This window comes from Paraburkholderia dinghuensis (assembly GCF_003837865.1).
Lineage (GTDB): Bacteria > Pseudomonadota > Gammaproteobacteria > Burkholderiales > Burkholderiaceae > Paraburkholderia > Paraburkholderia dinghuensis.
The window spans coordinates 34,350-54,673 of record NZ_RQIS01000024.1 but is presented as its reverse complement, the minus strand read 5'-3'; the positions used below and the strand labels follow the sequence as shown (position 1 = coordinate 54,673).

At 63.9% G+C, this 20,324-nt stretch carries 22 protein-coding genes and 1 tRNA gene; 13 read left to right on the top strand and 10 right to left on the bottom strand.

The genetic code is table 11. The annotated features are described in order from the left end of the window. Positions 1 to 99: 99 nt before the first annotated feature. The 3 genes from ampD to D1Y85_RS24280 are packed head-to-tail and all read right to left on the bottom strand — an operon-like array spanning position 100 to position 2,030. Positions 100 to 717 carry a 1,6-anhydro-N-acetylmuramyl-L-alanine amidase AmpD gene (gene ampD, locus D1Y85_RS24290; RefSeq protein WP_124153632.1) on the bottom strand — a complete coding sequence of 206 codons (618 nt, stop codon included), beginning with the start codon at positions 715 to 717 and terminating at the stop codon, positions 100 to 102. Then, positions 714 to 1,067 (bottom strand): PP0621 family protein, encoded by a 354-nt coding sequence (locus D1Y85_RS24285; RefSeq protein WP_124153631.1) that lies wholly within the window; start codon positions 1,065 to 1,067, stop codon positions 714 to 716. Before D1Y85_RS24285 ends, ampD begins: the two co-directional genes overlap by 4 nt. A gap of 24 nt (positions 1,068 to 1,091) precedes the next feature. Continuing rightward, on the bottom strand, positions 1,092 to 2,030 hold the full coding sequence (locus D1Y85_RS24280; protein ID WP_124153630.1) for a cytochrome C assembly family protein: 939 nt from the start codon (positions 2,028 to 2,030) through the stop codon (positions 1,092 to 1,094). A gap of 83 nt (positions 2,031 to 2,113) precedes the next feature. Here D1Y85_RS24280 and ffh point away from each other — a divergent pair, with 83 nt between their 5' ends. Both ffh and D1Y85_RS24270 read left to right on the top strand, forming a co-directional pair. Beyond that, positions 2,114 to 3,481, top strand: coding sequence for a signal recognition particle protein (ffh, locus tag D1Y85_RS24275; protein ID WP_124153629.1), 1,368 nt, complete (start codon positions 2,114 to 2,116; stop codon positions 3,479 to 3,481). A gap of 157 nt (positions 3,482 to 3,638) precedes the next feature. Beyond that, the gene (locus tag D1Y85_RS24270; RefSeq protein WP_124153628.1) at positions 3,639 to 4,190 is read left to right on the top strand and encodes a hypoxanthine-guanine phosphoribosyltransferase; all 552 of its coding nucleotides are present in this window, start codon (positions 3,639 to 3,641) and stop codon (positions 4,188 to 4,190) included. 80 nt (positions 4,191 to 4,270) lie between these two features. On the opposite strand, the gene D1Y85_RS24265 is transcribed toward D1Y85_RS24270, so the two are convergent. Both D1Y85_RS24265 and D1Y85_RS24260 read right to left on the bottom strand, forming a co-directional pair. Further along, complete coding sequence (locus D1Y85_RS24265; RefSeq protein ID WP_124153627.1) at positions 4,271 to 4,870, bottom strand: MarC family protein; 600 nt, start codon at positions 4,868 to 4,870, stop codon at positions 4,271 to 4,273. Positions 4,871 to 4,891: 21 nt separating this feature from the next. Next, complete coding sequence (locus tag D1Y85_RS24260; RefSeq protein ID WP_124153626.1) at positions 4,892 to 6,631, bottom strand: proline--tRNA ligase; 1,740 nt, start codon at positions 6,629 to 6,631, stop codon at positions 4,892 to 4,894. Between the two features lie 273 nt (positions 6,632 to 6,904). Here D1Y85_RS24260 and D1Y85_RS24250 point away from each other — a divergent pair, with 273 nt between their 5' ends. After that, the gene (locus tag D1Y85_RS24250; RefSeq protein ID WP_124153624.1) at positions 6,905 to 7,570 is read left to right on the top strand and encodes an RNA pyrophosphohydrolase; all 666 of its coding nucleotides are present in this window, start codon (positions 6,905 to 6,907) and stop codon (positions 7,568 to 7,570) included. Between the two features lie 120 nt (positions 7,571 to 7,690). Next, entirely contained in the window at positions 7,691 to 8,254 is a 564-nt protein-coding gene (locus D1Y85_RS24245; protein ID WP_124153623.1) for a CNP1-like family protein, read from the top strand. 78 nt (positions 8,255 to 8,332) lie between these two features. On the opposite strand, the gene proB is transcribed toward D1Y85_RS24245, so the two are convergent. The 4 genes from proB to rplU form a co-directional block, all read right to left on the bottom strand. Next, positions 8,333 to 9,451, bottom strand: coding sequence for a glutamate 5-kinase (gene proB, locus D1Y85_RS24240; RefSeq protein ID WP_124153622.1), 1,119 nt, complete (start codon positions 9,449 to 9,451; stop codon positions 8,333 to 8,335). A 75-nt stretch (positions 9,452 to 9,526) separates the two neighbouring features. Beyond that, the gene (cgtA, locus tag D1Y85_RS24235) at positions 9,527 to 10,639 is read right to left on the bottom strand and encodes an Obg family GTPase CgtA (protein ID WP_124153621.1); all 1,113 of its coding nucleotides are present in this window, start codon (positions 10,637 to 10,639) and stop codon (positions 9,527 to 9,529) included. A gap of 251 nt (positions 10,640 to 10,890) precedes the next feature. Further along, positions 10,891 to 11,154: a 50S ribosomal protein L27 gene (rpmA, locus tag D1Y85_RS24230; protein ID WP_124153620.1), complete on the bottom strand. Its 264-nt coding sequence runs from the start codon at positions 11,152 to 11,154 to the stop codon at positions 10,891 to 10,893. A 38-nt stretch (positions 11,155 to 11,192) separates the two neighbouring features. Then, complete coding sequence (gene rplU, locus D1Y85_RS24225; RefSeq protein ID WP_006025184.1) at positions 11,193 to 11,504, bottom strand: 50S ribosomal protein L21; 312 nt, start codon at positions 11,502 to 11,504, stop codon at positions 11,193 to 11,195. A 287-nt stretch (positions 11,505 to 11,791) separates the two neighbouring features. Between rplU and D1Y85_RS24220 the strand changes: the two genes are divergently transcribed. Both D1Y85_RS24220 and D1Y85_RS24215 read left to right on the top strand, forming a co-directional pair. Next, positions 11,792 to 12,784, top strand: coding sequence for a polyprenyl synthetase family protein (locus D1Y85_RS24220; protein ID WP_124153619.1), 993 nt, complete (start codon positions 11,792 to 11,794; stop codon positions 12,782 to 12,784). A 56-nt stretch (positions 12,785 to 12,840) separates the two neighbouring features. Beyond that, positions 12,841 to 12,917, top strand: a tRNA-Pro gene (locus D1Y85_RS24215). Between the two features lie 317 nt (positions 12,918 to 13,234). Here D1Y85_RS24215 and D1Y85_RS28155 read toward each other — a convergent pair. Continuing rightward, positions 13,235 to 13,516 carry a hypothetical protein gene (locus tag D1Y85_RS28155; RefSeq protein ID WP_124153618.1) on the bottom strand — a complete coding sequence of 94 codons (282 nt, stop codon included), beginning with the start codon at positions 13,514 to 13,516 and terminating at the stop codon, positions 13,235 to 13,237. Between the two features lie 83 nt (positions 13,517 to 13,599). Here D1Y85_RS28155 and D1Y85_RS24205 point away from each other — a divergent pair, with 83 nt between their 5' ends. The 7 genes from D1Y85_RS24205 (at position 13,600) to D1Y85_RS24175 (ending at position 20,272) form a co-directional block, all read left to right on the top strand. Then, positions 13,600 to 14,919: an HlyC/CorC family transporter gene (locus D1Y85_RS24205; protein ID WP_124153617.1), complete on the top strand. Its 1,320-nt coding sequence runs from the start codon at positions 13,600 to 13,602 to the stop codon at positions 14,917 to 14,919. Positions 14,920 to 15,070: 151 nt separating this feature from the next. Continuing rightward, positions 15,071 to 16,279 carry a GspE/PulE family protein gene (locus tag D1Y85_RS24200; RefSeq protein ID WP_124153616.1) on the top strand — a complete coding sequence of 403 codons (1,209 nt, stop codon included), beginning with the start codon at positions 15,071 to 15,073 and terminating at the stop codon, positions 16,277 to 16,279. Continuing rightward, positions 16,276 to 17,502 carry a type II secretion system F family protein gene (locus D1Y85_RS24195; protein WP_124153615.1) on the top strand — a complete coding sequence of 409 codons (1,227 nt, stop codon included), beginning with the start codon at positions 16,276 to 16,278 and terminating at the stop codon, positions 17,500 to 17,502. Before D1Y85_RS24200 ends, D1Y85_RS24195 begins: the two co-directional genes overlap by 4 nt. Before the next feature lie 27 nt (positions 17,503 to 17,529). Beyond that, positions 17,530 to 18,435 carry a prepilin peptidase gene (locus D1Y85_RS24190; protein WP_124153614.1) on the top strand — a complete coding sequence of 302 codons (906 nt, stop codon included), beginning with the start codon at positions 17,530 to 17,532 and terminating at the stop codon, positions 18,433 to 18,435. A gap of 3 nt (positions 18,436 to 18,438) precedes the next feature. Continuing rightward, entirely contained in the window at positions 18,439 to 19,062 is a 624-nt protein-coding gene (gene coaE, locus D1Y85_RS24185) for a dephospho-CoA kinase (RefSeq protein ID WP_124153613.1), read from the top strand. Between the two features lie 201 nt (positions 19,063 to 19,263). After that, entirely contained in the window at positions 19,264 to 20,019 is a 756-nt protein-coding gene (gene zapD / locus D1Y85_RS24180) for a cell division protein ZapD (RefSeq protein WP_124153612.1), read from the top strand. A gap of 58 nt (positions 20,020 to 20,077) precedes the next feature. Beyond that, a complete protein-coding gene (locus D1Y85_RS24175) occupies positions 20,078 to 20,272 on the top strand; it encodes a DNA gyrase inhibitor YacG (protein WP_124153611.1) in 195 nt (64 codons plus the stop codon). The last annotated feature ends 52 nt before the right edge of the window (positions 20,273 to 20,324 follow it).

The window sequence follows — 20,324 nt, the reverse complement described above, 5'->3', positions numbered from 1 at the left end:
AATGCTTGACATTTGTGAAGCCCAGGCGTGTCGGGGGCTCCACGCAAAGCAAGCATCAATGCGACTTTTTCGTGACAGAGACAGGGGGTACGGCGGTGGTCAAAGCGTCGCGTCTTGCCTGCCTTGCCCGCGGAAATAAGGGAAGTACGGATCGGCGAGTTGCGCGTCGCGCTGCAGACGCGCCCAGTCGAAATGCGGGCCAGGATCTGTCTTGCGCCCCGGCGCGATGTCAGAGTGACCAGCGAGCGCGTCGATCGGATAACGCGTAACGAGCACCTTCACGAGCGCCGCCAGCGTCGCGTATTGCGCGGACTCGAACGCCGTCGTATCGCTGCCCTCGAGTTCGATGCCGATCGAAAAGTCGTTGCAGCGCTCGCGGCCGAAGAAGCTCGACACGCCCGCGTGCCACGCGCGTTCGTCGCAGGAGACGAACTGTTCGAGCGCGCCGTCGCGATGGATCACGAAATGGGCCGACACGCGCACTCCGCGCAGATGTTGATCGAAGTACGGATGTGAATCGCAGTCGAGGCGATTGAGGAAGAGATCTGCGATCGAGGCGCCGCCGAAGGTGTCCGGCGGCAGGCTGATGTTGTGCACGACGATGAGCGTCGGCAGCGCGTGCGCGGGACGCGCCTCGAAGTTCGGCGATGGAAGGCGACGCGCGGCGGCAACCCAGCCCTGCGCGTCCACTTCGAACGGATGCGATGCTGCGCTCATCGCGCGGCGCGGTCCTTGTCCGCTGAACGCGCGACGTAGGCACGCGCATGCTCGGCGCAACAGAACGACTGCGCGCCCGCGGTAACCGACTCGCTGCGCGGCGCGTGCACACCGCACTCGGCGCAGCAGACCATCGGCTCAGGCAACGCGCCCTGTCCATTCGATCGGCCAGCAGCACCCGCACCGTTCGACGCGCGCCATGCACCCTGAGCGCCGCGGCCGCCTTGCGTGTTTTGCCCCTGCTGCGCTTGTTGCCCTTGCGAGCCCGAACGCATCTGCGCGCGGCGCAGCGCCTTGACGAACCACTGGCCGAGGACGATCAGCAGGAACAGGAGAAAAATCTGTCTCATGAGATTGATGCGCTTCACGCGCACTCAGACGATGGGGCGGTGCAGCAGCACCTCGAAGACGAACCGGCTGCCGACATACGCGAGCAGCAACGCGATGAACGACGCGATCACCCAGCGTAGCGCGGCGCGGCCGCGCCAGCCCGAAATCCTGCGAGCCGTGAGGAGCGATCCGAACATGACCCACGAGAGGATCGCGAACACCGTCTTGTGATCGAGTGAGAGCGGCCGGTCAGTCAACTGCTCGTTGAACACGATGCCCGAAGCGAGCGTAAGCGTGAGCAGCACGAAGCCGGCGCCGATCAGGCGAAACAGCAGCTTCTCCATCGTGAGGAGCGGCGGCAGCGTGTCGATCCAGTTCGAAAGCCAGCCGCCGTTCGCGGCACCGTTGCGCTGGAAGCCGCCGCCGCGCAGCGAGTGCAGGCGGCGCTCGACGGCAAGCATCAGGATCGCGTGCAAGGCGGCGATGGCAAAGAGCCCATACGCAATGTTTGCGATGACGAAGTGCGTCTTGAACATCGGCGCTGCGGCGTACGGCAGCACGCGCACGCCACCGAACACGAGCGGCAACAGAGCGGCCAGCGCGGCGAGCGGCAGCAGCAACAGGCGCAGCCCGTCGAGCTGAAAGAAAAAGCTCTCGATCCAGTAGATGACCACGCCGAGCCAGAACATCGCCGACAACGCGAAGGCGAAGCCGAAGATCATCTCGTGGACGGGAAAGATCGTCATGTGCAGCAGCACGCCGTGCGCCGCGAGCGCAACGAGCAGCAGCGTCCGCGAGAGCGGCCCGAAGCTGCGCGTGCGCGCCGGGCCGTCGGCGCCGGCAACGCTCACCGGTGCCGTCACGGACGCCGGAAGCACGCCGCCGGGAAGCGTCTCGACGCCGGCATGACGCAGCGCCCGCCAGTCGGCGGCGCACAGACCGCCGTAAAGGAGCGCGGTGAGGGCATACAGTACAATATCCATATTCGAAGTTTACTATAGGCCCCATGCCGGGAGGGACAGCACCCTTCTTACGCGCGCCCGGGCCGCACTGCTCACCGCTCCCCATGCTCGACAATCTCACTCAACGGATGGCGCGCGTCGTCAAGACGCTGCGCGGCGAAGCCCGGCTGACCGAGGCCAATACGCAGGAAATGCTGCGCGAAGTGCGTCTCGCGCTGCTCGAGGCGGACGTCGCGCTGCCCGTCGTGCGCGAATTCATCGCCAAGGTGAAGGAGAAGGCGCTCGGCGAAGAAGTGGTCGGCAGTCTGTCGCCGGGGCAGGCGCTCGTCGGCGTGGTGCAGCGCGAGCTGACCGCCGTGATCGGCGGCGACTACGAAGGTAAAGCCGCCGAACTCGATCTCGCCGTCACCCCCCCCGCCGTGATCCTCATGGCCGGTCTGCAGGGCGCGGGCAAGACGACCACCGTCGGCAAGCTCGCAAAACTGCTGCGCGAGAAGTACAAGAAGAAGGTGCTCACCGTTTCATGCGACGTCTATCGTCCGGCCGCTATCGCGCAGCTGAAGACGGTGACCGAGCAGGTCGGCGCCGACTTCTTCCCGTCGCAGCCCGACCAGAAACCGGTCGATATCGCCAACGCCGCCGTCGACTGGGCGAAGCGCCACTATCACGACGTGCTGCTCGTCGACACGGCCGGCCGCCTCGGTATCGACGAGGCAATGATGAACGAGATCGCCGCACTGCATGCGGCGCTCAAGCCCGCTGAAACGCTCTTCGTCGTCGATGCGATGCTCGGCCAGGACGCCGTCAACACCGCAAAGGCGTTCAACGACGCCCTGCCGCTCACCGGTGTCGTGCTCACCAAGCTCGACGGCGACTCGCGTGGCGGCGCCGCGCTCTCCGTGCGCCACATCACGGGTAAGCCGATCAAGTTCGTAGGCGTCGCCGAAAAGCTCGACGGCCTCGAAGTCTTCCATCCGGACCGCATGGCGAACCGGATTCTCGGCATGGGCGACATTCTCGCGCTCGTCGAGGAGGCCCAGCGCGGCGTGGATGTGCAAGCGGCGCAAAAGCTCGCCGACAAGGTCAAGAAGGGCGGCGACTTCGACCTCAACGACTTCAAGGCCCAGCTCTCGCAGATGAAGAAGATGGGCGGTCTCTCGACGCTCATGGACAAGCTGCCCGCGCAGTTCCAGCAGGCCGCCGCGGGTGCCGACATGGGCGTTGCCGAAAAGCAGATGCGCCGCATGGAGGGCATCATCAATTCGATGACACCCGCCGAGCGCGCCAAGCCCGAACTCATCAAGGCCACGCGCAAGCGGCGCATCGCGGCGGGCGCGGGCGTGCAGGTCCAGGAAGTGAACCGCATGCTGAACCAGTATGACCAGATGCGCACCATGATGAAGAAGCTCAAGGGCGGCAACCTGCAGAAGATGATGCGCGGTATGAAGGGCATGATGCCCGGCATGCGCTGAACTTGCGGGCGACACGCGCGGCAACCGGTTGCGTTCGGACGTCGCGGGTCGTCACCCGTCACGCGGCGCGCGAGCTGGACCACACGGGTTTATGCTGTAGCGCGCGCCAGCGTTATTTCCCACACTGAATAACTACCGCCACGACCCCGCCAGAGTCATGAATCGCGAAGAAGCCCTTCACATTTTCCGCCACTCCGAAGAGATCGTTTCGGAGGGCGAGGTCAATGCGTCGATCGGCCGGATGGCCGAAGCGATCCGCGCCGAAATCAGCGATGACTTCCCGCTCGTGCTGTCGGTGATGGGCGGCGCTGCTGTGTTCACTGGCATGCTGCTGCCGCATCTCGACTTCCCGCTCGAATTCGACTACATCCACCTCACCCGCTATCGCAACGCGATCAAGGGCAGCTCCGAAATGCAGTGGCGCGTGGCGCCGCGCGAGTCGGTGAAGGACCGCGTGGTGCTGGTTCTCGACGATATCCTCGACGAAGGCGAGACCATGGCCGCCATCCGCGACCGCATCCTCGCGATGGGTGCGAAGCGATTCATGTCGGCGGTGTTGTGCGAGAAGACCATCCCGAAGGCGAAACCGCTGCATCCGGACTTCTGCGGTTTCGCGGTGCCGGATCGCTACGTATTCGGCTGCGGCATGGACGCGAAGGGTTACTGGCGAAACCTGCCGACCATCCGTGCGCTGACCGAAGGCGCCTGAGCCCGTTCACACGCACCATGAAAAAAAGCGGCCCGGGCCGCTTTTTTATTGTGTGCTCGTTTCGCTGCGATTCTGCGTTTTCACAGGTGATGCACGAAGGTGCTGATCCCCGCGAGAATCATCTCGACCGAGATCGCGACCAGCACGAGCCCCATCAGCCGCTCGAACGCGGTCACCACGCGCTCGCCGAGCCACTGCTGGATGCGCTCCGCCAGCACGAGCACCGCGGCACAAACCACCATCGTCACCGTGAGCGCCGCGATCCACTCGTACAGCTTGCCGGGCGCCTGCGACGTGAGCAGCATCACCGTGGCGAGCGCCGAAGGCCCCGCCAGCGCGGGAATCGCGAGCGGCACGATGAGCGGCTCGCCGTCCTTGTCGCTGCCGCCGAACGGGCCGCCCGGATGCGGGAAGATCATGCGCAGCGCAATAAGAAACAGCACGATGCCGCCACCGATACGCAGCGACGTATCGGTGAGCCCCATCATGCGCAGGAAGCCGTTGCCGGCCACCATGAAGATGAGCAGGATCACGAATGCGATCGCCACTTCCCGCAGGATCACGATCGCCCGGCGCCGCGGCGCCACATGGTGCAAACACCCGATGAAGAGCGGAATGTTGCCGAGCGGATCGGTGATGAGAAGCAGCAGGACGGTCGCGGACAGGAAGCTGTACTGCACGCTCGCGGCGCTCCCTGACGCTTAGCGCGCGAGCGCCGCGCGGATCTTCTGCGCGACAACCTGGGCGGCCTCCTCGGCTGCCAGCAGCGTCGCTTCGGTGTCGCGACGGCCCTGGTACTCGATCTTGCCTTCCTTGAGGCCGCGCTCGCCGATCACGAGGCGATGCGGCACGCCGATCAGCTCCCAGTCCGCGAACATGACGCCCGGACGCTCGCCACGATCGTCGAGGATCACGTCGACGCCGGCCTTGACGAGTTCGTCGTAGACACGCTCGGCGTGCTCGCGCACGAGTTCGCTGCGATCGAGGCCCATCGGGCACACGACCACTTCGAACGGCGCGATCGATTCCGGCCAGATGATCCCCTTCTCGTCGAAATTCTGTTCGATCGCGGCACCGAGGATACGCGTGACGCCGATGCCGTAGCAGCCCATCTGCATCGGTTGCGGCTTGCCGTTTTCACCGAGGAAGTTGGCGCTCATCGCATCGGAATACTTGGTGCCGAGCTGGAACACGTGGCCCACTTCGATGCCGCGGCAGATGTCGAGCACGCCCTTGCCGTCCGGCGACGGATCGCCCTTCTTCACATTGCGAATGTCGGCGACGACCGGCTCCGGCAGATCGCGGCCCCAGTTCACGCCGGTCGTATGGAAGTCCACTTCGTTGGCCCCGACGACGAAGTCGCTCATGTTCGCGACCGTCGAATCGGCGATCACCTTCACCGGCTTCTTCGTGCCGATCGGACCGAGGTAGCCCGGCGGCGTGCCGAACCATTCGACGATCTCGGCCTCGGTCGCGAAGCGGAAATTGCCCAGGCCCTCGAGCTTGCCCGCCTTGATCTCGTTCAGATCGTGATCGCCGCGCAGGAGCAGCAGCCAGATCGTCGGTTCGGCGCCTTCACCGTTTTCGGTTGCGAGCACGATCGACTTCACCGTGCGCTCGAGCGGGATTCCGAGCAGTTCGGCGACCTGCTCGCACTTCGCTGCGCCCGGCGTGGCGGTCTTCACGAGCGGCTCGGTGGCCGCGCCGCGTTGTGCGATGAGTGGCAGCGCATCGGCGGCTTCGACGTTCGCTGCGAAATCCGACGTCGGGCAGTAGGCAATATCGTCCTCACCGGTCTCGGCGATCACGTGGAACTCGTGTGAGCCGCTGCCGCCGATCGAGCCATTGTCGGCCGCGACGGCACGGAACTCGAGACCGAGACGCGTGAAGATGCGCGTATAGGCGTCGTACATCTTCTGGTACGAGACCTTCAGACCGTCGACGTCCTTATCGAACGAGTACGCGTCTTTCATGATGAACTCGCGGCCGCGCATCACGCCGAACCGGGGACGGATTTCGTCGCGGAACTTCGTCTGCACCTGATAGAAGTTCACCGGCAACTGGCGATAGCTCTTGATCTGGTTGCGCGCGATGTCGGTGATGACTTCCTCGTGCGTCGGGCCCATCACGAAATCGCTCTGCTTACGGTCCTTGAATCGCAGCAGTTCCGGCCCGTATTGTTCCCAGCGCCCCGATTCCTGCCACAGCTCGGCCGGCTGCACGGACGGCATCAGCAGTTCGATCGCGCCCGCGCGGTTCATTTCCTCGCGCACGATCGCCTCGACCTTGCGGATCGAGCGCAGCCCGACCGGCAAATAGTTATAGATGCCGCCCGCAACGCGACGGATCATGCCCGCGCGGACCATCAATTTGTGACTGACGATCTCGGCGTCAGCCGGCGCTTCCTTCAAGGTGCCGATAAAGAAACGGGTGGCTTTCATTCAGGTTTTCCAAAAGCGGCGGCCCGTGCAGACCGCCCGAAGAAGGTGAAACGGTGGGGACTCGCACAGCTCGCGCGGCATCGCGTGGTATCGAGATGCCGGCGCACTACCCATGGCGCCGGCCAGCCGGCCGGGCGCCCCCCCCCGTGAGGCCTCGATTGCGCGCCTTGCCCGTACTCGCGGCAATTCGCTCCAATCTTCCGGCGCTCGGGTGCGTGAGGACCGTTATCTGTTTATAATCAAAGCAATTTTAAAGGATTCGAAGGTGGTTGTATGCTGGATCGTGAAGGCTTTCGCCCGAACGTCGGCATCATCCTCTTGAACGCGCACAACGAAGTGTTTTGGGGCAAACGGGTTCGTGAACATTCCTGGCAGTTTCCGCAAGGGGGCATCAAGTATGGTGAGACCCCCATGCAGGCAATGTATCGGGAGTTGCAGGAAGAAACCGGGCTGCTTCCAGAGCACGTCAAGATCGTCGGTCGCACGCGCGACTGGCTGCGTTATGAGGTGCCGGACAAGTTCATCAAGCGCGAAGTGCGCGGCCATTATCGCGGCCAGAAGCAGATATGGTTTCTGCTGCGCATGGTCGGGCGCGACTGCGATATCTGTCTGCGGGCGACAGAGCACCCCGAGTTCGATGCGTGGCGCTGGAACGAATACTGGGTGCCGCTCGAAGCGGTCATCGAGTTCAAACGCGACGTCTATCAACTCGCGTTGACCGAGTTGTCGCGCTTTCTGCGGCGACCCGCCGCGCCACGCCCGGAAAGGGGCGGCATGCACGGGCACGAAGTGCGCTATCCGCGCATCGTCACGTCGGCACACGCCGACGCCGTGCAGGCCTCGCCTTTTATGGCAGACGTGCCCGACAGCACGCCTGTCGAAAGCGACTGCGGACCGGGCGAGAGTATGATCGTGCCTGCGCCGGAGGAGCACGAATAACCGACTACGGCGCACTGAGCGCCAGAACCGGCGACGCGAACCTCGTTCGCATCGCCGCTTGGCCTTTGCGCTGCGGCATCTTTGGCGCGCAACGCGCCGTTGCTTCGAAGGGAAACCAATTTGAAACGTATTGCTCTTGCCGCGGCGTGCGCCGCGGCCGCAAGTAGCGTCCTGCTGACCGGCTGCGGCAGTTCCGGCCCCACCAACAAGGACGACAGCGCATTCACCTACCTGCTTGACCGCAAAAGCAACTGGCAGGAAAACAAGCTCGAAGGATTGCCGACGCTACCGCAGGCCGGTTCGACGCTTCTGGCGTTCGACGTCTCGAACAACACGCCGCTCAAGTTCGCGATCGATCCCGCCTCGTTGACGGTGGGCACCGACGGCGTCGTGCGCTATACGATCGTCATCACCAGCCCGACGGGCGCACGCAACGTGAACTACGAAGGGATTCGCTGCGATACGTACGAGTGGCGTCTCTACGCGAGCCTCGACGCCGATCACAACGGCTGGGACCAAACCGTGGCGAACGACTGGTCGCGCATCGAAAACGGCACGCTGAATGCGTATCACGCCGCGCTCTACCAGGACTACTTCTGCGCCAACAAGTTGCCGTTCGCGAAAGCGCCGGTCATCGTCCAGAACTTGCGCTACGGTCGCGTGCAGTCGTCACTCGTTCGCTGACGCCGCGGCCCCTGTATAAAAAAACCGCGCCGGCCCAAGGCCGGCGCGGTTTTTTCTTGCGTGCCCGCCTGGCTGGAGTCAGACGAGCACGAGATTGTCGCGGTGGATCAGTTCGGGTTCGAGCATGTAGCCGAGGATGCCCTCGATCTCGCCACTCGAATGACGCTGGATCAGCTTCGTTTCCGCGCTGCTGTAGTTGGTGAGCCCACGTGCCACCTCGATGCCCGCGCCATCCAGGCACGCAATCACTTCGCCGCGCGCGAACGCGCCCTGTACGCCAATCACGCCGATCGGCAGCAGACTCTTGCCGGCAGCAGTGAGCTTCTGCACGGCGCCGTCGTCGATCACGACGTGACCGCGCACCTGCAGGTGGTCGGCCATCCACTGTTTGCGGGCGGCCATGCGTGCGGTGCGTGCGATCAACTGCGTGCCGATCGCCTCGCCCGATGCGAGACGCACGAGAACCTCGGACTCCCTGCCACTCGCAATGACGGTGTTCGCGCCGCTGTGCGCCGCGCGCTTCGCTGCGAGGATCTTGGTGAGCATGCCGCCACGGCCGATGCTCGACCCGGCGCCGCCCGCCATCGCTTCCAGCTCCGGCGTGCCGGCGTCCGATTGCTGCACGAGTGTCGCCGACGGATCCTTGCGCGGATCCGCAGTGTAGAGGCCGCTCTGGTCGGTCAGGATGATGAGCGCATCGCCTTCGATCAGATTCGCGACGAGCGCGCCCAGCGTATCGTTGTCGCCGAACTTGATTTCATCGGTAACGACCGTGTCGTTCTCGTTGATGATCGGCACGACGCCCAGACGCAGCAGCGTGAGTAGCGTCGAGCGCGCGTTCAGATAGCGCTCGCGATCGGCGAGGTCGGCATGCGTAAGGAGGATCTGCGCGGTGCGAACGTCGTGCTCGGCAAAACGGCTTTCGTACACCTGCGCGAGCCCCATCTGTCCGACGGCCGCAGCCGCCTGCAGTTCGTCGATTTCGCGCGGCCGCTTCGACCACCCGAGCCGCTGCATGCCCTCGGCAATCGCACCCGAACTAACCAGCACGACTTCCTTTCCCTGCGCACGCAGCGCAGCGATCTGCGCGGCCCAACGGCCGATGGCCTCGTGATCGAGCCCCCGGCCATCGTTCGTGACGAGGCTCGAACCGACTTTCACTACCAGGCGCCGTGAATCGGCAATGACGGAACGCATACTGCGCGGTCTCCCCAAATGACTGATGACGGGTAAAGCCCCGGCGTTAACCGCGCGGCGGCACTGACGAGGTGCTTACTCTTGCGGATCGCGGGCGTTATCGCCCTCGGCGCGCGGCGTGTCGCGAAAACGCACGTCCGATGCGAGGTCTTCCGCCTCTTCGGCGCGACGCGCGTCCGAATGAGCGGAAACATAGTCGAACACCGCGTAGCAGAGGTTTTCGCAGCCCTGACCGGTGAGCGCCGAAATCTCGAACACGGGGCCGTCCCAACCGAAGCGCTTCACGAAGTCGGCGATGCGTTCGGCACGCTCGTCTTCGGGCACCATGTCGAGCTTGTTCAGCACGAGCCAGCGCGGCTTCTCATAGAGCGTCTCGTCGTACTTGCGTAGTTCGCCGACGATGGCCTTCGCCTCCGCTACCGGATCGACCGATTCGTCGAACGGCGCAAGGTCGACGATATGCAGCAGCAGCCCCGTGCGCTGCAGATGGCGCAGGAACTGGTGTCCAAGGCCCGCGCCTTCGGCGGCACCTTCGATCAGACCCGGAATATCGGCAATCACGAAGCTCTTGCTCGGACCCACGCGCACCACGCCGAGATTCGGCGCGAGCGTCGTGAAGGGGTAGTCGGCAACCTTCGGTTTTGCGTTCGACACCGCCGAAATAAACGTGGACTTGCCCGCATTCGGCATGCCGAGCAGACCGACGTCCGCCAGCACCTTCAGTTCGAGCTTGAGCATGCGGCGCTCGCCGGGCTTGCCGTCGGTCTTCTGGCGCGGCGCACGATTCGTGGACGACTTGAAGTGCAGGTTGCCGAGGCCACCCGCGCCACCGTTCGCCACGATCACGCACTGATCGTGCTCAGTGAGGTCGGCGATCAACTCGCCTGTCTCGAGGTCGGTGATGACCGTGCCTACGGGCATGCGCAACGTGATGTCGTCGCCGCCCTTACCGTAGCAGTCCGAGCCACGGCCGTTCTCGCCGTTGCGCGCCTGATGCTTCTTTGTATAGCGGTAGTCGATCAGCGTGTTGATATTGCGGTCCGCGATCGCGTTGACGCTACCGCCACGCCCGCCGTCGCCTCCGTCCGGTCCGCCGAACGGGACGAACTTCTCGCGCCGCATCGACGCGCTGCCATCACCCCCATCACCGGCGATGACTTCGATCTTCGCTTCGTCAATGAACTTCATGCGTTACTCCGTCCCGTGGATGTCACTATTTTGCCGCGCAAGGACCTGCTTGACCAACCTGGCCGAACAGCCAACGTCCAGGCGGGCGGATTCACTGGCCTCGCGAAGCGTTCGCGCCCTGCAAGCACAGCCAGCGGCTTCGCGCCTGGCTCGGCCAGGCGAGCGCGGCCGATCAAGGTTGCGGCCATAAACAAAAAGGCCCCGCAAACTTCGCGGGGCCTTTTTTGCGTCGATTGCGAACGATCTGGAACTCAGACCGCTGCCGGGACGACGTTGACCGTATGCTTGTTCGCTGCGCCCTTGGTCGTGAATGCGACGTGGCCATCGACCAGCGCATACAGCGTGTGGTCCTTGCCGATGCCGACATTCAGGCCCGGGTGCATGCGCGTGCCGCGCTGGCGAACAATGATGCCGCCTGCGAGGATCGCCTGGCCACCGAACACCTTCACGCCAAGTCGTTTCGACTCTGAGTCACGGCCGTTCCGCGAGGAACCGCCAGCCTTTTTGTGTGCCATTTGTTTGCTCCTTTACCTTCGTGCGCTATGGCGTCGACTTACGCGTTGATCGCGTCGATGCGCAGTTCGGTGTAGTTCTGGCGGTGGCCGCCGTGCTTCTGGTAGTGCTTCCGGCGACGCATCTTGAAGATGGTCACTTTGGCGTGACGACCGTGGGAGACGACGGTAGCCTTGACGGAAGCCCCACTGACCAGCGGCGTACCGAACTTAATCGATTCGCCTTCGCCCACTGCGAGAACCTGGTCGAGCGTGATTTCTGCGTCAATGTCTGCCGGTATCTGTTCTACTTTAAGTTTTTCGCCAACGGCAACTTTGTACTGCTTGCCGCCGGTTTTTATGACCGCGTACATTGAGAACCTCACTCTGAGAATACTTTCCAGCTTGTTGACAAACTTACTCTAAGCGCTGGAAACCCTCGATTATACATAGAGTTAGCTGCGCAGTCAAAACTGATTGACGCTGCCGCTCGGGCGCTGCACGCAAGCCCGGAGGCAGGCCACGTGCACGCGTCAAAGCGCCGCGCGACGGGCGCTCCCCGACGGCAGGCCCTGGCCGGATCGGAAACCTGGCGACATGGCAGCGCTCGGGAGTCGCCGGATTCGCCTTATAATCCGCGGCACTATCCTTGAATGTCATCATGCCGTCCACCGTCACCCCCACCCCCAGCGCAGCTGCCCTGCTCGCCCCGATCGCCGCTGACATGGAGCAGGTCAACCGAGTCATCCGGAAAAGCCTGGCGTCCGAGGTGATGCTGATCAATCAGATCTCCGAGTACATCATCGGCGCGGGAGGCAAACGGCTGCGTCCAGCGCTCCTCCTGCTCGTGGCCGGCGCGCTCGGCGACCGTGGCACGCACCGGCACGAACTCGCCGCCGTCGTGGAATTCATCCATACGGCGACGCTGCTTCACGACGATGTGGTCGACGAATCCGACCTGCGGCGCGGCCGCCAGACGGCCAACGCACTCTTCGGCAACGCGGCGAGCGTGCTGGTCGGCGACTACCTGTACTCGCGCTCGTTCGAAATGATGGTCGGCGTCGGCAAGATGCGCGTGATGGAGATCCTGTCGCAGGCGACGACGATCATTTCCGAAGGCGAGGTGCTTCAGCTCCTGAACATGCACGACGCCGACGTGGACGTGTCTCGCTACATGCAGGTGATCCGCTACAAGACGGCGAAGCTCTTCGAAGCGGCAGCTCAACTGGGCGCGGTGCTTTCGGGGTCGGATGTTCGGACCGAAGAAGCGGCAGCGGAGTTCGGCCGGCGTATCGGCACGGCGTTCCAGATCATGGACGACTGGCTCGATTACGCCGGCACCGCCGATGCGATGGGCAAAAACGCCGGTGACGATCTGCGCGAAGGCAAGCCCACGCTGCCGCTCATCTGGTTGATCGAGCACGGCACGCCGGAGCAGGCCGCTCTCGCACGCGAAGCCATCGAGCAGGGTGGCACGACGCGCTTCGACGAAATCTTCGCGGCGATCACGCGCTCGGGTGCGCTCGATCACACGCTCGAGTGCGCGAAGGCCGAGGCGCAGGCCGCTGCGGACGCAATTTCGTGGTTTCCCCCTTCCATTTACAAAGAGAGCCTGCTAGAATTATGTTCTTACTCGACGACGCGCCAGTCTTGAACAAGACGCCGCGAGCTGTTGAGTCTAGCTGGAGTCCAGTACTCGGTTAGTCAATTCGGGGTGTAGCTTAGCCTGGTAGAGCGCTACGTTCGGGACGTAGAGGCCGGAGGTTCGAATCCTCTCACCCCGACCAGAATTCTTCCTTGTGAATCAAGGACATCAAGCCCAGCCGATGCTGGGCTTTTTTGTTTTTGGCGCTCCGTTTTGCGGCAAGATCGCCGCCGCCTGTCCCACGAATGCCTGACCGGCGCATTACCGTGGAGCGTGGAACGCGTAATCGCCCGATAGCGCCCTGCAGCCCAAGCTGCGGCCCGCCCAGTCAATCGCGCCGTATCAGTTCACGAAGCTGCACCCTCCAGGGTAACGGCTAAGCCAGTTGCTCGCACATTGTCTTAACCGCTTGCCAGTCGCTATCGGTCATGGCGTCCTCGCCGGACGGAGAACCCGCGTTCATTTTTTCCCTCTCCGGCGTAAGCGGGTGATCTGACAGGAAAGCTGGCAGGCCGTTGTCGGCCTCACGCTCCGGAGGCGACGCGAAAAAAAACGCCAGGTCGGCGACGCGCTCCATATCACGACTGTAGGACAGCGATACAAGTTGCCCTGCCTGCGACGCGACACATTACCCAGTCGCAGGTCTATTCCAAATATCCTGGCGATGGCGTTGATACCTAGATTGCGCACGATCTGATTAAGTGGGTCATGGCCCGCAATGTGCGCGGTTTCGTGCGCCATCACGCCCGCAGCGTGGCCGCGGAGGTAACGCGACACCCCTCTGCTATAGTCTCCTCATCCCCTTTTTCTGATTATCGCGACGCGTGGACCAAATCCCGTTATGGGCGCAGATTGGCGCCGTCTTCGTCCTCCTCATCTGCTCCAGCTTCTTCTCGATTTCCGAAACGGCGATGATGGCACTCAACCGCCATCGACTGAAACACCTCGCCAACCAAGGGGCGCTCGGCGCGAAGACGACGCAAAAGCTCCTCGGACGAACCGACCTGCTGCTCACCGTCATCCTGATTGGCAACAACCTGTTCAACACGATCATCCCTGTCCTCACCACCTCGATCGCGCTGCGCACGTTCGGCCATGACAATCTCGTGCTCTCGATCGCGACCGGTCTCGTCGCATTCCTGATTATCGTGTTCGCGGAGATCACGCCGAAGATCGTCGGCGCAACGTTTCCGGAAAAAATCGCCCTGCCCGCGAGCCTCCTGATCGCGCCACTCATGCGCGTGACGAAGCCTGTCGTGTGGTTCGTGAACCAGTTCGCGAACGGCGTCCTGCGTCTGTTGCATATCAATACGAGCAAAGGGCGCGACCTGCGCCTCTCGACCGACGAACTGCGCACCATCGTGCTCGAATCGGGCAGCTTCATGCCGACCAAGCACCGCAGCATCCTGATGAACCTGTTCGACCTCGAAAACATCACCGTCGACGACGTCATGATCCCGCGCCGCCGCATCGAGGCGCTCGACTTCGAGGCGCCGCTCGAAGAGATCCTGCATCAGCTGGAAACCTGCTATCACAACAAGTTGATCGTCTATCAGGGCGACATCGACCGCGTGCTCGGCGTCCTGCACGTGCGCAAGACACTGTCGGCCCTGCACAACCAGGAACTGGAGCGCGAGACGCTGCGTGAACTGCTCGCCGAGCCGTACTTCGTGCCGACCGGCACGCCCGTGTTCCAGCAACTCCAGTACTTCCAGGAAAGCCGCCATCGCATCGCGCTCGTCGTCAATGAATACGGCGAGATGGAAGGTCTCGTCACGCCGGAAGACATCATCGAAGAACTGATCGGTGAATTCACGACGACGATGCCGCGCAGCGGTGCCGGCCGCGGCGGCTGGAACGAGGACGGCGAATGCATCGTGCCTGGCAGTATGCCGTTGCGCGAACTGAATCGCTGGTTGCACCTGACGCTCCCCACCGACGGGCCGAAGACGCTCAACGGCCTGATCCTCGAAGTGCTCGAAGAGATTCCGGAAGGCGACGTGTGCCTGCAGATCGGCGACGTGAAGCTCGAAGTGCTGCGCAGCGACGATCAGGCCGTGCGCACTGTGAAGCTTTTCAAACCCGGCGCGAAGCCGCGCGCGAGCACACTGAAAATAGCAAAGATGCGCCTGCCGGGCCGCTAGCCATCCGGCCGAATAGCGCGCGAATCGCGTATCGTTCGATGATGGAGCCGTTTCTTCTTCAAGGCGGCACCATCCGATGATTCCCCTTCCTTATCGCACGGCGTCGCGCCACCCGTGTGCTGCTGCACAGGCGGCGGCGAGTGGTGGTGGCATGCCACGTCCCGCCTCGTTCGCAAAGCCCACCGCTGCGCCCGCCGACGACGCCCCCGCCGTGCGTCTCCTCGCCGACACGCTTGGCGAAGCGGCGCGCCGCAATGCGTCCGATCTCCACATCGAGCCCCTCGAGCACGGCTGGCGCATCCGGCTACGGATCGATGGCGTGCTGCACGAGATGACGCGGCCGCCCGCCCATCTGCGCGATGCGTTCATCACGCGCGTCAAGGTGCTCGCGCGCATGGACATCGCCGAACGGCGCATTCCGCTCGACGGTCGTCTTCGGCTCGCACCGCCTCACCCCGCCCGGGCCGCCGAAGACTATCGCGTGAACTCGCTGCCTACGCTGTTTGGCGAAAAGCTCGTGCTGCGGCGGCTCGAAACACTGCCGGAGAACCTCACATTCGCGGCGCTCGGGCTTGATGAGGCACAGCGGCGGACCGTCGCCGACGCGATTCGCGCACCGCACGGTCTCGTCCTCGTGACAGGCCCGACGGGCAGCGGCAAGACGCTTTCGCTCTACTGCTTCCTGCAGATGCTCAACGAAGATTCGCGCAATCTTTGCTCGGTGGAAGATCCCGCCGAGATCCAGCTCGCGGGCATCAACCAGGTCAACGTGCGCGAGAAGGCCGGACTCACGTTCGCCGTCGCGCTGCGCGCACTGCTGCGTCAGGACCCGGACGTCATCATGATCGGGGAGATTCGCGATGAGGAAACCGCCAGCGTCGCGGTGAAAGCGGCGCAGACGGGGCACCTCGTACTCTCGACACTGCACACCAACGACGCCCCTTCAGCGGCGGCGCGTCTGATCGACATCGGCGTCGAGCCTTATAACCTCGCGGGCGCACTGCGACTCGTCACCGCCCAGCGACTCGTGCGCCGGCTGTGCCCGCTGTGTCGCGTACCAGCGGGAGAACCTGCCGCGGTGTTGCGCGCAGCCGGGCTGGATGACAGTCAGGAGACCTACGCTGCGAGCGGCTGCGAAGCGTGTCACGGCATCGGGTATCGCGGGCGCGTAGGGATCCACGAGATCATGCCGGTGTCGGCGGCGATACGCGAACGGATCGTCGCGAAGCAAGGCGCACACGCCATCGCGCAGCAGGCGCGCGCGGACGGTGCAGCGACACTGCGCGAAGCAGCGCTCGAGCGTGTGCGCGACGGCACGACGAGCCTTGCCGAAGCACTCTCGGCCACGGATTCGGCATGACACCAGCGGCCGGCAATCTCAATCGCGCGCCCGCCGAATGGCGCTTCGCCTGGCGAGGCGTCGACGCGACAGGCGCGCAAAAGCGCGGCACGCTGATCGCGATCGACGCCGCGGCCGCCCGGCACGCGCTCAAGCGCGAACGCATCACCGTCACGATGCTTACACGGCAGCGAGCGGCACCGGACCCGCGCGCCAGCCCTGCAGATATCACCCGCTTCACGCGTCAATTGTCGAGCCTCTTGCGCGCCGGCCTGCCGCTTGCACCCGCGCTCGACCTGCTCACACAGTCACCCGGGCCGCAGGCCTTGCCACGCATCGTGGGCATGCTTGCACGCGATATCACCGCGGGCATGCGTTTTTCCGATTCGCTCGCGCGCCACCCAGAACGCTTCGGTGCACTCTATTGCCAGCTAGTGGCAGTCGGCGAGGCATCGGGCGCGCTGGCGGCTGTCCTCGCGCGCATCGCCGATGACCGCGAGCGCGCCGCCGCGCAGCGCTCCAAAGTTCGCGCGGCGCTCACCTATCCGGTTGCCGTACTGCTGCTCGCCGTCGCGATCACGGCGGCGTTGCTGATCTGGGTCGTCCCGACGTTCAAGCAGATATTCGACGGCTTCGGCGCCGCCCTGCCTGCACCCACGCAGTTCGTGCTGATGCTTTCCGCCGGAGCCGCGCGCTGGAGCATGCCGGCCGCAGCCTGCTGCGCAATGGTCGTGGTCGCGACGCGCAGCGTGCTGCGCCGTTTCGCGCGCGCCCGCATCGCCTTTGGCCGCTTCCAGCTGAAGTTGCCGCTCGCCGGCTCGCTGCTCACCGCGCTGTGCGCCGCGCGGTGGAGCCGGGCCCTGGGTACGCTGCTCACCGCGGGCACCCCACTCGCCGACGCGTTCGTTTCGCTCACCCACGCCAGCGGCAACGCATTTTTCGACCATGCGAGCGCGGGCATCAGTGCACGCCTGCGGCATGGCGAACGTCTCGCGGCCGCCATGCGCGCGGCCGGCTGCTTTCCCGCCGATGTGATTCAACCTGTCGCCGTCGCCGAAGAGTCAGGCGCGCTCGACGCAATGCTGCTCGACGTCGCCTCGCTCGCCGACCGGCAGGTTGACGAAAAGATCGGGTTGCTTTCGAGTTTGTGCGAGCCGCTAGTGATCGTGGTGCTCGGCGCACTAGTTGGTGGGCTCGTCGTCGCGATGTATCTTCCCATCATTCAACTCGGCAACGTGGTGTAGCATCGCTGCCAGATTCCTATACAGCTTATGCCCGTTCATATTCCATCCACTGCGAGTCTCGCATCTCCCGACGCGCTCGGCATGCTGCCGCCCGCCCTGACGATGGGATTTGCGATCGTCCTTGGTCTCATCGTCGGTAGTTTCCTGAACGTCGTGGTACATCGCCTGCCGATCATGCTCGAGCGCGCGTGGCGGGCCGACGCGGCCGAGGCGAACGGGCAGCTCTTCACCGACGACGGCCTGCCCGAGCGCTACAACCTTTGGCTTCCGCGCAGCGCCTGCCCGCACTGCGGCCACGTACTGAGGGCTTGGGAAAACATTCCGGTAATTAGCTGGCTCGCGTTGCGCGGGCGCTGTTCCCACTGTCGCGCGCGCGTGAGCGTGCGCTACCCGCTCATCGAACTCGCGGGCGCGATCTGTGCGGTAGTCGCGCTGATCGTGTTCGGTCCTTCGGGCAAGGCGCTAGCCGCGTTCGTGCTGTGCGCGGCGCTCATTGCGGCCAGTGCGATCGATCTCGAACACCAGATGCTTTACGACGAAATCACGCAGCCGCTCCTCTGGGGTGGATTAATCGTGAATTTGTCCGGCACGTTCGTCAGTCTGCACGAGGCCGTGATCGGTGCCGTCGCGGGTTATCTCGCGCTCTGGTGCGTCTACTGGCTGTTCCGGCTGCTGCGTGGCATCGAGGGTATGGGTCAGGGCGATTTCAAATTGCTCGCGGCGCTCGGCGCGTGGCTCGGCTGGGGCGCGCTGCCGCAAATTGTCGTGATCGCCGCTGTCGCGGGCGCCGTGATCGGGCTCGCGGCCACGCTGACCGGGCGCATGCGTTTCGAAGAGCCGCTGCCGTTTGGACCATATCTCGCCGCGGGCGCGCTCGTCACGCTCTTCGCCGGTACACCGTTTTCACCGTCATATTTCGCGTGGGGGAACTGATCGATGTTCCTGGTCGGGCTCACAGGAGGCATAGGCAGCGGGAAGTCAACCGTGGCGGATCTGTTCGCCGCACGCGGCGTGCCGGTCGTCGATACCGACGTAATCGCCCATCAGATCACGGCGCCCGAAGGCGTTGCGATGCCGCAGATCCGCCAAAAATTCGGCCCCGAATTCGTCGCGCCCGACGGCTCGATGGACCGCGCCCGCATGCGCGCACTGGTCTTCAGCGACGAGTCCGCGCGCAAACGGCTGGAAGCGATCACGCACCCGCTGATCCGGTCGGAAACCGAGCGGGCTTCGCGCGCCGCGCGCGGCCCTTACGTAATCGTCGTCGTGCCGCTTCTCGTGGAATCGAGTACGTGGAAGACACGCGTCGACCGTGTGCTCGCCGTCGATTGCAGCGTCGAAACGCAGATCGCGCGCGTAATGCGGCGCAACGGCTTTACGCGCGAGCAGGTGCTGGCCATCATCGCTCGCCAGGCCGCGCGTGAAGCGCGTCTTGCCGCCGCCGACGACGTCGTCGTCAACGACGGTGCGTCGCTCGAATCACTCGCCAGCGATGTAGACACGCTGCATACGCAGTACGTTGCGCTCGCGAAGGCGCAGGAGACAAACCCGCCCGGCTGAGCACCGGCAAGCGCGACACATACGGCGGAACAGACAAGCAAAGGGCTTTCTTTTCGGACAACCGCGCTACGCAGCAGGCACTACGTACCGGTGTCCGCGCAAATTACGAACGCTCTCACAAGCCCCTGCGATTGCGACTGTAGTCTCACGGCATTAGAATGTCCTGCAATCTTTCACCGACCACGCCAGAGGCGAGCGCGCTTGATTCTTTACGAGTATCCCTTCAACGAGCGAATCCGAACGCTGCTGCGCCTCGAAGATCTCTTCGAGCGCTTCACGTTTTTCCTGACGCAGGAGGATCCGAGGGAACATCATGTCGCGCTCACGACGCTTTTCGAAATCGCGGAAGTAGCGGGCCGCGCCGACCTCAAGTCGGACCTGATGAAGGAACTCGAAAGGCAGCGTCAGACGCTTGCACCGTTCCGCGGCAATCCTGGCATCGAACAAACTGCGCTCGAAGCCGTGCTCGGCGAGATCGAGCAGACGCTCGCGGGCCTCACGCAGATGCAGGGCAAGACCGGTCAGCATCTCGCCGAAAATGAGTGGCTCGCCAGTATCCGCAGCCGCGCGATCATTCCGGGCGGCACCTGCAAGTTCGACCTGCCGTCGTACTACGCGTGGCAACAATTGCATCCCGACCAGCGCCGCCAGGACATCGCGAAGTGGGTGATGCCGCTCCTGCCGCTGCGCGACGCTGCCTCGATCGTGCTGCGCCTCGCGCGCGAATCAGGTCAGGCGTCGAAAGTGATGGCGATGCAGGGCAGCTACCAGCAGATGCTCGCGGGCCGCGCCTGGCAATTGATGCAGGTGCGCGTGGCACCGGAATTGCGCGTGATTCCGGAAGCCAGCGCCAACAAGTACATGCTGTGGGTTCGTTTCACCGTGCAGGACGGCGATCTGCGGCCGCGCGCGGTGGATGTCGATGTGCCGTTCCACCTGACGCTATGCAGCCTGTGACGCGGCCTCGCGGGCTGATTTTCACCAACGCGTCGCGAACCGAATACCGTTCGATCGAATGATTACTGCTGTCAAATGTCCGACTTGCGGCAAGGATGTCCGCTGGGTGCCTGAAAACCGGTTCCGCCCGTTCTGTTCCGAACGTTGCAAGCAGATGGACCTCGGCGCCTGGGCGGCCGAAAAATACCGCATCGGCGGTAACGACGAAGAGACACCGCCCGACGACGCTCCGCCCACGGATACGCATCAGTGAGCGGAAAAGCGAACGAGCAATAAAAAAACCGCTGCGCGATTCACGCAGCGGT

Bases quoted from the DNA above. Each gene is read 5' to 3' on its own strand.
- ampD (WP_124153632.1), bottom strand. From the start codon at position 717: ATGAGCGCAGCATCGCATCCGTTCGAAGTGGACGCGCAGGGCTGGGTT.
- D1Y85_RS24285 (WP_124153631.1), bottom strand. From the start codon at position 1,067: ATGAGACAGATTTTTCTCCTGTTCCTGCTGATCGTCCTCGGCCAGTGG.
- D1Y85_RS24280 (WP_124153630.1), bottom strand. From the start codon at position 2,030: ATGGATATTGTACTGTATGCCCTCACCGCGCTCCTTTACGGCGGTCTG.
- ffh (WP_124153629.1), top strand. From the start codon at position 2,114: ATGCTCGACAATCTCACTCAACGGATGGCGCGCGTCGTCAAGACGCTG.
- D1Y85_RS24270 (WP_124153628.1), top strand. From the start codon at position 3,639: ATGAATCGCGAAGAAGCCCTTCACATTTTCCGCCACTCCGAAGAGATC.
- D1Y85_RS24260 (WP_124153626.1), bottom strand. From the start codon at position 6,631: ATGAAAGCCACCCGTTTCTTTATCGGCACCTTGAAGGAAGCGCCGGCT.
- D1Y85_RS24250 (WP_124153624.1), top strand. From the start codon at position 6,905: ATGCTGGATCGTGAAGGCTTTCGCCCGAACGTCGGCATCATCCTCTTG.
- proB (WP_124153622.1), bottom strand. From the start codon at position 9,451: ATGCGTTCCGTCATTGCCGATTCACGGCGCCTGGTAGTGAAAGTCGGT.
- cgtA (WP_124153621.1), bottom strand. From the start codon at position 10,639: ATGAAGTTCATTGACGAAGCGAAGATCGAAGTCATCGCCGGTGATGGG.
- rpmA (WP_124153620.1), bottom strand. From the start codon at position 11,154: ATGGCACACAAAAAGGCTGGCGGTTCCTCGCGGAACGGCCGTGACTCA.
- rplU (WP_006025184.1), bottom strand. From the start codon at position 11,504: ATGTACGCGGTCATAAAAACCGGCGGCAAGCAGTACAAAGTTGCCGTT.
- D1Y85_RS24220 (WP_124153619.1), top strand. From the start codon at position 11,792: ATGCCGTCCACCGTCACCCCCACCCCCAGCGCAGCTGCCCTGCTCGCC.
- D1Y85_RS28155 (WP_124153618.1), bottom strand. From the start codon at position 13,516: ATGGCGCACGAAACCGCGCACATTGCGGGCCATGACCCACTTAATCAG.
- D1Y85_RS24200 (WP_124153616.1), top strand. From the start codon at position 15,071: ATGCCACGTCCCGCCTCGTTCGCAAAGCCCACCGCTGCGCCCGCCGAC.
- D1Y85_RS24195 (WP_124153615.1), top strand. From the start codon at position 16,276: ATGACACCAGCGGCCGGCAATCTCAATCGCGCGCCCGCCGAATGGCGC.
- D1Y85_RS24190 (WP_124153614.1), top strand. From the start codon at position 17,530: ATGCCCGTTCATATTCCATCCACTGCGAGTCTCGCATCTCCCGACGCG.
- coaE (WP_124153613.1), top strand. From the start codon at position 18,439: ATGTTCCTGGTCGGGCTCACAGGAGGCATAGGCAGCGGGAAGTCAACC.
- D1Y85_RS24175 (WP_124153611.1), top strand. From the start codon at position 20,078: ATGATTACTGCTGTCAAATGTCCGACTTGCGGCAAGGATGTCCGCTGG.